Consider the following 14,477-nt stretch of genomic DNA (forward strand, 5'->3'; position numbering starts at 1 on the left):
TCATATACAAATTGGTTAGCATAGGAAAGGATTATGAAGTAATTAATGACCTTGAAGAATTAATAAAAATATTATTTAGGAAAATTAGATTTTATAAATGAAGGGTATGAATAAAAGATAGAATTCTATATTTTTAGTTTATCCAAAACATAATAATTCTAATGTATATAGGATATTTATATGAGAAAAATAGGGGGTTAGAAGAGGAATGGTAAAAATGCAAGGAAAAAATATTTCTTTAGAGCTATATACTAAAGAGAGATGTCATGAATTTTGGAGTAATTATAGCTGATAAAAGATATTGGAGAAAAGGTATTGCCTACACAGCAATAAATGTAGTAACAAAATATATCTTTGATAATATGGCTATCGATAGAATATATATTGAAACTGGCGAAACTAATAAACCTGCATTAAATTTATTTGATAAACTTGGTTTTAATAAATGTGGAGAGGTCATTGAAGATAATGATTTTAAGTTCACAATTATGGAAAAATATTACTGTTAATTTAAAATAGTATTAAATTAGGAGTTGAGGATATAATGTTTGAAACTAAAAGATTAATACTAAGGAGTTTTCGAGATACTGATATTGATGAATTGTTCGATTATAGAAATAACTATGAATGTAAAAAGTATCAAAGATATGATGATACGTCTAAAAATTACCTTATAAATTTGATTAATGTAAATAAAAATATAGTATTTCTTTCAGAAGCAGAACAACATTTGGCAATTACATTAAAAACAGGTGAATTAATAGGGGATTTGTCTATTTTCTTTAAAAATAGGACAATAACTATTGGATATACAATTTCATATAAGTATCAGAGAAATGGATATGCTTATGAAATTTTATCGAATTTAATTAAAGAAATTCATGATAAATATAAGAATTATGAAATTGTAGCTATGACAGAAAAAGGGAATGAAGCAAGTATTAATTTATTGAAAAAATTAGGTTTTTCAAATGAAGGGTATGAAGAAAAGATAGAATCTTATATTTTTAGTTTATATGCAACGTAATAAATGCAACATAGCTAGAATATTTAGAGAGTAAGATATAGGAATTTATAAGAGGAGTTTATTATGTATGAATTTAAGCAGATAAACCAAGAAAATTTTAAATTATTTCATGATTTTATGAATGATTATTATAGAGATGGAGAAGATTCGGATACAGCACAAGATAAAATTGATGGATTTATAAAAAAGTTATTTGATTTAATTCAAGAGAAGTCAATGTTTGGTGTTTTAGCATATTCTGACGATATTTTCATTGGTATAGCAATTTGGATGAAAGATACTATAGATCATGATTTTAGTGTAATACCTGGATATGGAACAATTGCAGAAATTGGTATAATACCTTCTATGAGAAAAAAAGGATTAGGATGTGTTTTAGTTGAGTATGCTGAAAAAGAGCTTCTTAGACTAGATATAAAGGGAATTTACGTTATTGCTTATGGAGCAGCTTTGAATTTTTGGCAAAAACTAGGGTATATAGAAAATGGACAAGTTGCATCAAATGGATTAACTATACTTGTTAAGAACTTAGAAAAAAATAAACTTCAATTTATCTAAGATTTTAAAGTAATAGGATTATTAGGATATTTAATATAAATGGGAAGGGGAGATATTATGGAAAGAAAAGCAAGTGAAATACAAAAGGAACGTATTAGAGAAATAGAAGAAAAAGCAAATAAGTTGCTTGAATTATGTAGTATTTTAACACTTGCATCTATAAATGAAAAAGGATATCCAAGAATATGTGCATTATCAAAGGTAAAAGCTAGTGATTTTCATGATATATACTTTGTTACATCCAAACGCTCTGCAATAAATGGAAAAGCTACACATTTTGAAAATAATACAAAGGCAAGTGTATGTTATACATTGGGTGGAGATAGTGTTACGCTTATTGGAAATGTAGAATTTATTGATGATAAAGAGATTCAGTTAGAGGTATGGAATGAAACAGATAGAAGATTCTTTAAAAAAGGAATTGATGATCCAAAATTCAGACTTATTAAATTTCATACAATAGAAGCAAGTTTTTGGATTGAAGGAAAATTTAGAACAGTTAAATATAAATTTGTAGGGGGATCGTAAATGCGTAGTGAGCAAGGATACTTACAGATGATTCGGATAAACGATATGCCCTTGAATGTTTAGTTGAAAAGCATTCACCTAACTATATTGAAGAAGGACAGAAAGTAATTGAAAATGGGTTGAATAGAGTATGTGTAATTCAAGTTAAAATAGATCACATGACAGGTAAGGCAGCTATAGATATTGTGAAGTAAGGAATTTAAATAGTAGGCAAATAAATAGGAATTAGATAGGAGAATATAAAATGCTAAATGTATATGAAACATGCCCTAGATATGAAAATGAAAAATATCAACTTAAATTTGTAGCGAATGAAGACTATATTGATTTATTGAAAGTATATTCTGATAAAAAAGCAGTTTCCCTATTTAATAGTGATAATTGTGGTGGAGACGATTTTCATTATACTACAGAGCAACGCATGAAAGATGCTATTGATTATTGGCATTTTGAATATGATAGACAAGGGTTTGTTAGATGGTCAATTATAGATAAACATAGAAGTTCTGCTATTGGAACAATAGAACTGTTTCATAGAAATAGCAAGGATTATTTTACTGACTGTGGATTATTGAGATTAGATTTGAGAAGTGATTATGAGCAGACACAAGAAATTGAAAACATTTTATCGTTAATAATTCCACATACATTTGATTTATTTAAATGTAATAAAGTGGCTACTAAGTCTATATCAGAGGCATCTGAAAGAATTATAGCTCTAAAAAGGTTAGGATTTCAGTATACAGATAAAAAGCTAATCGGTCATGATGGCACAGAGTATAATTCGTATTTTGTACTTAAGAATTAGATAAATTAGAATTTGTAGGAGTATTATTTTGGATAGAGAAGAGAAAAGACAGACAATAAGGATGTTACTTTTGGGAGGAATCGTTATAGTTTTCATTATAACTTTATTTGGGTATAGAGTTTTACATAACAAAAGTTATAAAAATGAGGCTGTAGAACGAGGGGAATCAATTTATTTAAATGGAAAGGAGTATTGTTATGGTAGTCCTATTGAGAAGTATACTATTTCAAATATTTTGATTTGTAAGACGGATAATGGTAAAAAAATATATGAGATAAAGGAATATCCCAATTATGAATATATAGCAGTTTATTCTGCGTGGGATGGCACAATTTATGAAAGAGTAGAAAATTAAAAAACAAATTCCAATATATAGAGAGGGCGATTTATGAACTTTATGATAGAAGAAGTTACAAAGTTAATGGGAAATATGGTCGATGAATGGGCTGTTTGTGGAGGAGATGCAATTGATTTGTTCGTAGGAAAAACTACAAGATTACATAAAGATATGGATATTGCAGTATTTTGGAATGATAGGGAACAAATTATTGATAGCTTTCTTAATACTGGGTGGCGGATATTTGAGCCTGATAATGGGTTATTAAGAGAAATATTAAGTATTCAAGATGACTTATGTACAGAAGATAATTTATGGTGTATTAAGGCTAATTCAAACAGCTATGAAATTAGAAATATTTATGACAACTTTTATGAAATAACGACAGAGCGTAAACATCAAGATATTATGGATTTTATTGAACTTCTTTTAAATAGAAAAGAAGACGACTTATTCCTATATAAAAGAAATCCAAGCATTAATCTTTCTAATGCTATTCATTATACCAAAGAAAATATACCATATCTTGCACCAGAGATGGTTTTATTATATAAATCTATTTTTGTAAAATTTACTAAAAGTACACAAAAGAATGATATTGAAATGATAGTTAATTATAGGCATGACTTTGATGTTGCTATTAAAAATTTAAGTGAAAAACAACGTGATTGGTTAAGGAATGCATTAAATATTTCATTTCCTAATGGACACGAGTGGTTAGAACAATTATAGGTATAATAGAGCATTAAACTCCAATTTATGGTATATAATATAAAATCTTTAAATAATAAATAAAAAGATTATGTTTTAAAACTAGTCTAATAATATAAATTATCACAAAGCTTTTTAGTGTTAATTCAAGCATATCCAATATCACCTCCTAGTTATCGTGAAATAATCACCAATAACCCAGGAGGATAAAATGTTTAAAACATCCGTAGCCATTCTACTACGATATTTAAAATATTACCTTTAAATTATACCATATTCATGTGGAATAAAAGATGAAATATTCTAAAATGTTTATCATGCTTTTAATGAATGATAAATCATCAAATATAAGCATTAGACATGAATAAAAAAGAACGTTAATATGTAGATGTCAAAAAGATTATGTAAGAATACTGATATTCAAGAATGGTTAGAATTATCATTTGACGAAAATCAGATAAGAGTTTCTTTATAGCTAGTTGATAAATATATAGAAAAAATGAATTTATAGCTATGTTTATATATAATAGCTAATTTTTTTATTAATGTTAATAGTTTTTTGTATTAAATAAGATTCCATAAGTAGAACTTATGGATAACATTAGTTATTGGAATTGTTTATTTTTATATTTAAAAATATGATATAAGTATAAAGAAAAGAGGTAATAAAAATGGCTATTTCAAAACAAGCAAAAGAATATCATGAAAAGATGTTTCCAGGTTATGTTTCAAAGTTTTTAGAAACTGATCCAGAATTTATTGAGTTATTTGATAACTTTGCATTTGATGAAGTTGTTAATCAAGATGATTTAGAAGATAAAACAAGATTTATTGCAATTCTTGCAACTTTATTAGGTTGTCAAGGAATTGATGAATTTAAAGCAATGTTAACAGCTGCTTATCATTTTGGTGTTACACTAATTGAAATGAAAGAAATTGTTTATCAAGGTGTTGCATATTTAGGAATTGGAAGAGTTTTTCCTTTTTTTAATGCTGTTAATGAATTTTGTGAAAAGAATGATATTGCTTTACCTTTAGAAGGACAATCTACAACAAATCTAAACAATCGTTTAGAAAAAGGAATTCAAGCACAGGTTGATATCTTTGGAGAACACATGCGAGAATTTTATCAATCAGGACCAGAAGAATCAAGACATATTAATAAATGGTTAGCAGATAATTGTTTTGGTGACTATTATACAAGAGGTGGACTTGATTATAAACAAAGAGAAATGATTACATTTTGTTTCTTGGCTTCTCAAGGAGGATGTGAGCCACAATTAACATCACATGCAGCAGCAAATATAGGAATTGGAAATGATAAACAATTTTTAATAAAGATTATTTCTCAATGCTTACCATATATTGGTTATCCGAGAAGTTTAAATGCATTACGTTGTGTCAATGATGCACAAAAGAGTTTGGAAAAATAGATGAGATACTTCATAGACTCTGTGATAATTCAGTTAATTGGCGTCTATGTCAATTGTTGAATGGGAGAGCAAGTGAAAAAGAATATTGAGTTGGATTGAAAGCTTAAATTTATAAGGTGGGAAAAAGAATGAAAGAAGTTATGATTGTAATAGGTGCTGGTCAAATTAGTATGGCTATCGCAAGAAGAATTGGTTATGGAATGAAAATTGTGATTGGAGATAAAAATATTGATAGTGCTAATACTATTTCAAAAATTATGAATGATGCTGGGTTTGATACAATTCCTTTTGAGATGGATTTATCATCTAGAGAATCTATTTTATCGCTTATTAAAGAAGCGCAAGAATATGGTGAAATTTCAATGCTAGTTAATGGAGCAGGTGTATCACCAAGTCAAGCACCTATTGAAGCTATTTTAAAAGTAGATTTATATGGAACAGCTGTATTATTAGAAGAGGTTGGAAAAGTCATTAAAGATGGGGGAGTTGGAGTAACTATTTCAAGTCAATCAGGACATCGTATGCCAGCTTTAACTCCTGAAGTTGATGAGCAATTAGCTACTACACCAACAGAAGAATTATTGAATTTAGAAGTACTACAAACTGAAAATATTAAAGATACATTACATGCTTATCAAATGGCAAAACGTTGTAATGAAAAACGAGTAATGTCTGAGGCTGTAAAGTGGGGACAAAAAGGAGCAAGAATAAATTCTATTTCTCCAGGTATTGTCGTAACACCATTAGCAATTGATGAATTTAATGGACCTAGAGGAGACTTTTATAAAAATATGTTTGCAAAATGTCCAGCGGGGCGACCAGGAACAGCAGATGAAATAGCAAACGTGGCAGAATTATTAATGAGTGATAAAGGAGCATTTATTACTGGAGCTGATTTCTTGATTGATGGAGGAGCAACAGCATCATATTTCTATGGGCCATTAAAACCTACTGAATAATTGTGGAAAGGGAGAAACTGAAAATGGAATATGTTAATTTGGGGAAAACTGGATTAAAGGTTTCCAAAATATGTTTAGGCAGCATGGGTTTTGGTAGTGATCGAGGAGAAATTAAAGGCAAGGTTCGAGAAAAATAAGCCAGAGAGATTATTAAACATGCTTTAGATATTGGAATTAATTTTTTGATACAGCTAATTACTATTCCTTAGGAGAGTGTGAAGAAATCTTAGGAAGAGCATTAAAAGACTATGCAAAGTTCAAATTTTTTAGCACAATATTCAATGGAGGGAAAAGATTTGATTCCAGTTTGTACTCATGCTGGTTATGGGTATGGAAGTTCATTAGAAACAATTGAATTATTATGTCCAAATGCGCATATGAAAGAAAGTTTTGACATTACACATAATGAAATAGATGAAGTTGAACAGTTATCATTAGCGAATGTTGAAACTGTTATCTTTGATAAAGTTCAACCAAATCCATTAAAGGAAACTGATGAAGAAGGTGGAAAGTTTGCGAGAAAACATAAATGTGATTTCATTGTTGCATTAGGTGGTGGTAGTGTTATTGATTCTGCTAAGGTGATGGCAGTCATGGCAACTAATGATGGCGATTTATGGGATTATACAACAAGTGGTACTGGAAAAGGAGCACCAATCAAAAATAAACCTTTACCAATTGTAGCTATTTCTACAACTGCTGGAACAGGGAGTGAAGCTGATGCAGGTGCAGTGATTACAAATCCACAAACCAATGAGAAAGTAGGATTAAAGACACCAGATTTATTTCCTGTTTTATGTATTGAAGATCCAGAGTTTATGAAAAGTGTTCCAGCAACATATACTGCTTATCAAGGATTTGATGCATTGAGTCATAGTTTAGAAGGATATATTTAAAAATTTGCAAATCTTATGAGTGATATGTATGCTATTACTGCAATTGAAAATGTTAGTAGATATTTAGCCAGAGCTGTTAAAGATGGCAATGATATGGAAGCAAGAGAGCATATTGCTTTTGGAAATATTTTATCAGGAACAGTTATGTGTGTTGGAACAACATCTTCTCAGCATTCATTAGAACATGCATTAAGTGCATATCATCCCAATTTACCACATGGAGCAGGATTAATTATGTTATCAAGAGCATATTTTAAAAATGTGATTGATCATCATGTCTGTGATGATAGGTTTATCAAGATGGCTAAAGCTATGGGAAAAGAAGAAGCAAATGATCCATATGATTTTATTGAAGTGCTAAATCAATTATTAGAAGAATGTGGAGTTGCTGATTTAAAAATGAGCGATTATGGTATTAGTCCGGAAGAGTTTGGTAAAATGGCAGATAATGCAATGGGACCAATGGGTGGATTATTTGCATGTGATAGAGTTAAACTAACAAAAGAAGATGTAATCAGAATCTATCAAGAATCTTACAAATAGGGTGATGAGTGATTATAGCTGATAAAAGAGATTGGCATAATAACTTCTATGAGAAAAAAAGATTAGGATGTGTTTTGGTTGATTATGCTGAAGAAGAACTTCTGAAATTAGATATAAGGGGAGTTTATGTTACTGCATATGGACCAGCTTTAGGTTTTTGGAAAAAATGAAAATATATAAATAGTAGACAAGTTGCATCAAATGGATTACCTGTACTTATTAAAGGGTTAGAAATAAGATGAAGTTAAATTTATTTAGTAGTTTAGTATGAATTTTAATTCAAAGAGAGTATATCACTTTTATGTTGGTATACTCTTTTTTTAATTAATTACTGACATCTAATATTATAGTATTATAGACAGAAGAGAATATAATGGCTTTTCAATTAAGTGCCACTTTATTAGATGCATATGTATTAGCTGTATTATCTAGAGAGGATACTTACGGTTATGTACTTACACAACGGGTAAGAGAGGTTATGAATATTTCAGAATCTATGTTATATCCTGTGCTTAGAAGATTACAAAAAAGATAATTGCTTAGTGACTTATGATCAATCTTACTAAGGGAGAAACAGAAGATATTATCAGATTACTGAAGCAGGAAGAATAAAGTTAGAAGAATATCTTAAAGAGTGGGATGAGTATAAGATTAGTGTTGATAAAGTTTTAAATTATTATAGATAATATTTTGAAGATGCAATGATAAATGACAATGAAGATGTATTAACTCGTTTAGATTCACCTTCAAATATTGCTTCACATATATTATCTGAATATGCCTTTAAGGAAATGGAAAGTAATGAGACCACGGCTAAAAAAGATATCAGAACAGTTTGGTTTATAATACTTGCTATATTTACAGCACCAATTGCTTTACCATTAGCAATTGCAGCTACTGCTATTATTTTTTCTTTACTAGTAGTGATAGTGTCTTTAGTATTTGTTTTTTAGTAGTAACAGTAAGTTTTATGGGAACTGGTATATTTATACTAATCACTGGATTATCAGTAGCTTCTCAAGGTTTATGGACTACTATTCTAACTGTAGGTATTAGTTTAATTCTAATAGGTTTAGGCTTACTGATGGGGCTATTAGTTAAATCTATTACTCCTAAAATATTAAACTCAATCAAGCGATATCACTTCTAAGGGAATTAATATTACTAACGAAAGTAGCGATATAGATATATGATGAAAATGGAGCAAGTTTTATATTATCAAAGTATAAGTAAGAAATAATAAAAGATGTAATTGGTAGAAGTTTAGAAATTACAGGCTATTCATGTGAGATGTGTTAAGTGATTAATTATGAAATTATTGCGAAATAAATAATAAATTCGTTCTTTGAAAGCTGAATAGTACAGTGATGGTAAAATATGCTATAATTAATTTGTAATTGTATTAAATTATGCTTAATAAAGTTAGAATTTAGATATTAGTTCATATTTTTAAAAGAAATAAATGTTGTATTGAATTTAATATATTAGGGGGACGAATAATGAAGTTAATTGGATTATCAATACTAGGAGGAATTATAGGAATTTTAATAATATTACCTTTTAGTCTTACCGGTAGTAGAGTAAGTGAGAATTTTATTATGATTTTATGGATGATAGGATTTTTTAGTCCAGGACTATATTCTTTAGATAAGTTACTTAAAAGATTAAGAGATATAAAGTAATTTTATATAGTTAAATAAATTCCATTTGGCTAGTAGATTTTAAAGAATAAATTTTCAAATTATATAAAGAAAAATCAAATAAGAATTAATGAAAATACCGTATTATTTAAAATGAATATGCGGTATTTTTTTGACTATATGATTATTAACTATTTTAAGTTGTGAAAATATAGCATTAAGATATTTTTTTAAATTACCCCAATTTTATAATTACAATTAGTATTTAATATATAAAAAATAATATTTTTGAAACATTAGTTAGATTTAAAATGTCTAATAAATGAAGAGTAGATGTGAGGGGGGATAAAGTGTATAATATTTCAGCTATAAGTGATAACTTAATTAATAATACAAATGAAAATAAGCTTATAAAAAAAGCTATATGTGGAGATAAAGATGCTTTTATTTGTCTTTTTAAAAAATATGAGGTTTATCTATATAAAATTGCATTTATGTATGTGAAAGATGAAGATAAAGATCTAGAAATATTACAAGAAACAATAATAAAAGGTGTCTTTAATATTTATAAGCTAAAAAGGCAAATTATTTTAAAACATGGATAACTAGGATATTGATAAATGTAGCTATTGATATGAATAAAAGAAGCTATAAGACAGAAGAATTAAAGGAAGACTCTAATATTATTCATCCTATTTACGGAGTTTCAGTAGAAGAAAGGCTTGATTTATATAGTGCAGTTGATTTACTTAAAGAAAAATATAAAACTGTGATAATAATGAAGTACTTTAATGATATGAAAATTAAGGAAATTTCTGAAATAACAAATATTCCTGAGAATGCTGTTAAGACATATCTTAATAGAGCAAAAGAATCATTAAAGCAGATATTAAAGGAGGATTATTTAGATGAGTAAAAAAGAGTATAATGATATAAAAATTCCTGAAAATATAGATGAGTTTATAGAATAAGCATTTGATAATGCATATAAAAAGAAAAAGAGTCATAATCTTAAGAAAGTTTCTATGATTATAGTAGCAAGTATATCAATTATGATAGTATTTGGAATTTCAAAACCTTCTATTGCTGCTGATATTCCTATTATAGGAAATATTTTTAAACTACTTGAGAATAAGATTACCGCACCAGCTGACTATTCAAAATATGCAAATTCTATAAATGAGACAGCTTATTCTAATGGTGTTAGTATTACTCTTTCAGAAGCTGTGGCTGATGGGAAAAATTTATATATTAGTTATATTATAAAAAGTGAAGAGCCATTTAAATATATTCCAAATAAAGAGGAAGAGTTCTTAATCCAAGAATTATCTATGGAGTTAAAGCCAAGTTTTAACACAAATGAAGGAAAGTTTATTGATGAAAATACTTTTATTGGGGTTCTAACCTATAATTTTTACGAAACTTCAGAAGATTTTAAATTTAAAACAGAAATAACTTCTATCAAAAATTATGATGTAATAAAAGATGGCGAGAATTATTCTATTAATAAAAATGTAGAAAATTATATTATAAATGGGAGCTGGAAGTTTGAAGTACCTATAAGGGTTACTGAGTATATTACTAGTATAGTAGAAATAAATGATTTTGGGGACAGTGGTATAGAGTATGTGAAAATATCTCAGACACCATTTAATATGGAAATTGACTTGGATTATGATTATTAAAAAATCCCTCATTTCAATTTATCTGTATATGATGAAAATGGAGAGATATTATATAAATTATATGAGGGCGGTGGAAACTATAGTCGAAGATACCGATTTATTCCGCCTAAAATAGTAAGTAAGAAAATTAGAGTATCTATAGAAAAAATAAAGTATTTAAATAAATCTAATGGAAAAAGCGAAGCTATAGTTGATGATATTTTTTATGATAAAGAAATATATTTAAATGAATAATACTACAAGTTATATAAATATAAAAAGTATAGATAAAAGTAATTATTTTAAAGAAAGAAACGTAAAATAAAAATAATTAAATAGAAATAAGTTAAAATACCGTATTATTAAAAAATTATATACTCCCTTTCAATTAACAGATTTTTATTTTTAATCTGTCTATCTTAAAGGGAATATATAAAAATGAATATGCGGTATTTTTTGTTCGTGATTTAATATTGTTTAGTATTTTGAAATCATTGTGAAGTAATTAATAAAAATTGAATAGCAATAATATTGGTAAAATATGTTACAAAAATTATAAATTATATTATAATACTAAATAAATAATATTTTATTATTATATAGATAGTAACTTGAAAGGAGAAATAAAATGATAATTAGGTTAGCTACTATAAAGGATAGTAATTCATTACTAAAGGTATACTCTCAATATATAGATACTTCAATTACATTTGAATGTGTACTTCCAACAGAAGAAGATTTTGAAGAGCGTGTTGCTGGAATTATTAAAGATTATCCTTATTTAGTGTGTGAGGAAAATGGAGAGATTTTAGGATATGCTTATGCACATAGACAAATGGAACGAGAAGCATATCAGTGGAATGCAGAGCTATCAATATATTTAGATAAATATTCTACCTCTAAAGGGATAGGAAAAAAACTGTATTACATATTGATAGATATATTGAAATTACAGGGAATAAAAACTGTATATGGTGGGGTCACTGTTCCTAATAAAAGAAGTGAAGGACTTCACTTGGGATTAGGATTTACAAGTCTTGGTATTTATCACAATACGGGATACAAAAATAATAAATGGCATGATGTAGAATGGTTTGAAAAGCAAATCATGCCATATAATATAGAACCAGAGCCATTTCTATCAGTCAGTAAAATAAATCAAGAAAAGATTCAAGAAATTATAAATAAGTATTAAAAGTTTAAATTTATTGATTACAATGAGGTAAATAGATTATTTAACCTTGTGAAAATAATTTTAAAATATTATTAAAATAAAAATTATAATATATTTAAGAAGTGTCTATGTACTAGGCACTTTTATTATATAAGTTCAATTAAATGATAAGCTTAGATTAGACTTGCTGATACAATATATGTATTTTATAATAATTATTAAAAAATAGAAAAGGAGATTATATATTGAAAAAAGAATTTATTATATGCGAATTAATTGCGAAGGTTGGGGAGAAAAAACAAGGATTTATTAATATATTAAATACAGAAACAAAAATGCCAGTAACAATAATAAATGGAGCTAATGAAGGAAGTACAGTGCTTATTACTGCTGGTGTTCATGGTGGAGAGTACCCTTGTATAAAAACGGCAATAGAACTAGCGAAGGAAATTGATCCTAAAAAAGTTAGTGGGCAAATAATAATAGTTCATCCTGTTAATACGCAAGGCTTTGTTGGAAGGAATGCAGCAGTTGTGCCAGAGGATAATAAAAATATACTTAGAGTATTTCCGGGAGATAAGAATGGGACTATTTCAGAAAAAATAGCCTATGTAATATCTAATGATTTACAAGAAAAAGCTGACTTTTATTTAGATATTCATGGAGGTGATATACATGAAGATTTATTGCCACATATATATTATCCTGGATTAGCAGATAAGAGTATAATTGAGGCTTCCATTAATATGGCTAAATCTTTTAATGTACCTTATTATGTTAAATCAAATACTACAAATGGAACTTATACTTCAGCTGCAATAAGAAAGAATATTCCAAGTTTATTGATAGAACGTGGTGGCTGTGGATTATGTAAAGAAGAGGATGTAAAAGAATATAAAAGAGATATATTAAATGTTTTAGCAGGTTTAAATATTTTAGATTGTGAAATAAAAGAAAATAAGTTTTCTCCAAGGGAAATAAAAGAAGCGGTATATTTAGAGGCTTTAAATGACGGGTGTTGGACCTGCTTTGTAAAGGCTGGAGAAGAAATAAAAGAAGGTGAAAAGTTAGGGGAGGTAACGGATTATTTTGGCAATATTATAGATACATATTATGCAAAGTTTGATGCAGTAGTTTTATATAATACAGTTGCTTATTCTGTTACAAAAGATAGCTCCCTTATTGCATACGGTAGAATTAATTAATATTAAAATGTAATTTACATTAGAAAAACTTAGTTGAACAGAGATAGGTGAGAAATATAGTTAAATACATAATAAAAAGAATTATAGGCACTATACCAATTTTAATAGTTGTATCATTCATATCTTTTGCATTAATGAATTTGGCATCAGGAGACCCAGCAGAAATTATATTAACTTCCCAGGGGACAGTAGTAACGCCAGAGTTGTTAGAGAGTGTAAGGGGAGAGATGGGGTTAGATAAACCATTTATAAATCAGTATTTTAGTTGGTTAAAAGGTGTCATTCATGGTGATTTAGGTAATTCATATGCAACAGGAATAGAAGTGACAGAAGAGCTTAAAGAGCATCTTCCTTATACTATAATCTTGGCAAGTAGCTCAATGATATTAACGTTGATTGTTTCAATACCCTTAGGGATAATATCAGCAATTAGAAAAGATAAATTTATAGATAGTATAATAAGGGTCTTCACATTTATAGGAAATTCGATACCGGGATTTTTTCTTGCATTAATATTATTACTTATATTTTCTTTAAGGCTTAAATGGTTACCAATATTAAGTGAAAGTGGTATAAGGAGTTTAGTATTACCAACAGTAACATTATCAGTATCAATGATAAGTAAATATATACGTCAAATAAGATCAGTTGTAATAGAAGAATTAGAAAAGGGATATGTTAAGGGTGCAAGAGCAAGAGGAGTTAAAGAGAGTATTATTATTTATGGCAATGTTTTAAATAATATTATGATTACAGTTATAACATTGACAGGGCTATCTATAGGTTCACTTATGGGGGGAACAGCGGTTGTAGAATCAATATTCCTTTGGCCTGGGATTGGAAGTGTACTTTTAAATGCTATAGCAAATCGTGATTATCCAATTATTCAAGGATATGTTCTTTGGATAGCAGTTATCTTTATAATAATAAACCTAATAACTGATTTATTGTATAGAGTGTTTGATCCAAGAGTTAGGGATGTATAAGGAGAGTT

General features: G+C 27.9%; 18 protein-coding genes and 3 pseudogenes. All 21 read left to right on the forward strand.

The features are described 5' to 3' along the window. Nucleotides 1-266: 266 nt before the first annotated feature. Nucleotides 267-509, forward strand: a complete 243-nt coding sequence (locus ACQPUY_RS07445; protein WP_430840512.1) for a GNAT family N-acetyltransferase — start codon at nucleotides 267-269, stop codon at nucleotides 507-509. A gap of 35 nt (nucleotides 510-544) precedes the next feature. Next, nucleotides 545-1,027 (forward strand): GNAT family N-acetyltransferase, encoded by a 483-nt coding sequence (locus ACQPUY_RS07450; RefSeq protein ID WP_430840513.1) that lies wholly within the window; start codon nucleotides 545-547, stop codon nucleotides 1,025-1,027. Nucleotides 1,028-1,090: 63 nt separating this feature from the next. Further along, entirely contained in the window at nucleotides 1,091-1,585 is a 495-nt protein-coding gene (locus ACQPUY_RS07455; RefSeq protein WP_430840514.1) for a GNAT family N-acetyltransferase, read from the forward strand. 57 nt (nucleotides 1,586-1,642) lie between these two features. Beyond that, complete coding sequence (locus ACQPUY_RS07460; RefSeq protein WP_430840515.1) at nucleotides 1,643-2,113, forward strand: pyridoxamine 5'-phosphate oxidase family protein; 471 nt, start codon at nucleotides 1,643-1,645, stop codon at nucleotides 2,111-2,113. Between the two features lie 244 nt (nucleotides 2,114-2,357). Then, on the forward strand, nucleotides 2,358-2,921 hold the full coding sequence (locus ACQPUY_RS07465; protein ID WP_430840516.1) for an N-acetyltransferase: 564 nt from the start codon (nucleotides 2,358-2,360) through the stop codon (nucleotides 2,919-2,921). 28 nt (nucleotides 2,922-2,949) lie between these two features. Next, a complete protein-coding gene (locus tag ACQPUY_RS07470; RefSeq protein WP_430840517.1) occupies nucleotides 2,950-3,276 on the forward strand; it encodes a hypothetical protein in 327 nt (108 codons plus the stop codon). 33 nt (nucleotides 3,277-3,309) lie between these two features. Then, complete coding sequence (locus ACQPUY_RS07475; RefSeq protein ID WP_430840518.1) at nucleotides 3,310-3,990, forward strand: nucleotidyltransferase domain-containing protein; 681 nt, start codon at nucleotides 3,310-3,312, stop codon at nucleotides 3,988-3,990. 650 nt (nucleotides 3,991-4,640) lie between these two features. Continuing rightward, on the forward strand, nucleotides 4,641-5,402 hold the full coding sequence (locus ACQPUY_RS07480) for a carboxymuconolactone decarboxylase family protein (RefSeq protein ID WP_430840519.1): 762 nt from the start codon (nucleotides 4,641-4,643) through the stop codon (nucleotides 5,400-5,402). 128 nt (nucleotides 5,403-5,530) lie between these two features. Then, nucleotides 5,531-6,361, forward strand: a complete 831-nt coding sequence (locus ACQPUY_RS07485) for an SDR family oxidoreductase (RefSeq protein WP_430840520.1) — start codon at nucleotides 5,531-5,533, stop codon at nucleotides 6,359-6,361. Between the two features lie 377 nt (nucleotides 6,362-6,738). Next, nucleotides 6,739-7,800, forward strand: a pseudogene (locus ACQPUY_RS07490) (iron-containing alcohol dehydrogenase). A gap of 8 nt (nucleotides 7,801-7,808) precedes the next feature. Next, nucleotides 7,809-7,970: a hypothetical protein gene (locus ACQPUY_RS07495; RefSeq protein ID WP_430840521.1), complete on the forward strand. Its 162-nt coding sequence runs from the start codon at nucleotides 7,809-7,811 to the stop codon at nucleotides 7,968-7,970. Nucleotides 7,971-8,173: 203 nt separating this feature from the next. Beyond that, nucleotides 8,174-8,486, forward strand: a pseudogene (locus tag ACQPUY_RS07500) (PadR family transcriptional regulator). Nucleotides 8,487-8,501: 15 nt separating this feature from the next. Then, nucleotides 8,502-8,753 (forward strand): hypothetical protein, encoded by a 252-nt coding sequence (locus tag ACQPUY_RS07505; protein ID WP_430840522.1) that lies wholly within the window; start codon nucleotides 8,502-8,504, stop codon nucleotides 8,751-8,753. A 17-nt stretch (nucleotides 8,754-8,770) separates the two neighbouring features. After that, a complete protein-coding gene (locus ACQPUY_RS07510) occupies nucleotides 8,771-8,950 on the forward strand; it encodes a hypothetical protein (RefSeq protein ID WP_430840523.1) in 180 nt (59 codons plus the stop codon). A 349-nt stretch (nucleotides 8,951-9,299) separates the two neighbouring features. Beyond that, on the forward strand, nucleotides 9,300-9,482 hold the full coding sequence (locus tag ACQPUY_RS07515; RefSeq protein WP_430840524.1) for a hypothetical protein: 183 nt from the start codon (nucleotides 9,300-9,302) through the stop codon (nucleotides 9,480-9,482). Nucleotides 9,483-9,790: 308 nt separating this feature from the next. Further along, nucleotides 9,791-10,045: a hypothetical protein gene (locus ACQPUY_RS07520; protein ID WP_430840525.1), complete on the forward strand. Its 255-nt coding sequence runs from the start codon at nucleotides 9,791-9,793 to the stop codon at nucleotides 10,043-10,045. 29 nt (nucleotides 10,046-10,074) lie between these two features. Beyond that, complete coding sequence (locus ACQPUY_RS07525; RefSeq protein ID WP_430840526.1) at nucleotides 10,075-10,356, forward strand: sigma-70 family RNA polymerase sigma factor; 282 nt, start codon at nucleotides 10,075-10,077, stop codon at nucleotides 10,354-10,356. A gap of 91 nt (nucleotides 10,357-10,447) precedes the next feature. Further along, nucleotides 10,448-11,125, forward strand: a pseudogene (locus ACQPUY_RS07530) (DUF4179 domain-containing protein); the annotation flags it as partial. Between the two features lie 607 nt (nucleotides 11,126-11,732). Further along, the gene (locus tag ACQPUY_RS07535; RefSeq protein WP_430840527.1) at nucleotides 11,733-12,299 is read left to right on the forward strand and encodes a GNAT family N-acetyltransferase; all 567 of its coding nucleotides are present in this window, start codon (nucleotides 11,733-11,735) and stop codon (nucleotides 12,297-12,299) included. 224 nt (nucleotides 12,300-12,523) lie between these two features. Continuing rightward, the gene (locus ACQPUY_RS07540) at nucleotides 12,524-13,483 is read left to right on the forward strand and encodes a M14 family metallopeptidase (protein WP_430840528.1); all 960 of its coding nucleotides are present in this window, start codon (nucleotides 12,524-12,526) and stop codon (nucleotides 13,481-13,483) included. 47 nt (nucleotides 13,484-13,530) lie between these two features. Further along, nucleotides 13,531-14,469 carry a nickel ABC transporter permease gene (gene nikB / locus ACQPUY_RS07545; RefSeq protein ID WP_430840529.1) on the forward strand — a complete coding sequence of 313 codons (939 nt, stop codon included), beginning with the start codon at nucleotides 13,531-13,533 and terminating at the stop codon, nucleotides 14,467-14,469. The last annotated feature ends 8 nt before the right edge of the window (nucleotides 14,470-14,477 follow it).

The sequence above is a fragment of the Clostridium nigeriense genome, assembly GCF_050585245.1.
GTDB classification, from domain to species: Bacteria; Bacillota; Clostridia; order Clostridiales; family Clostridiaceae; genus Clostridium; species Clostridium nigeriense_A.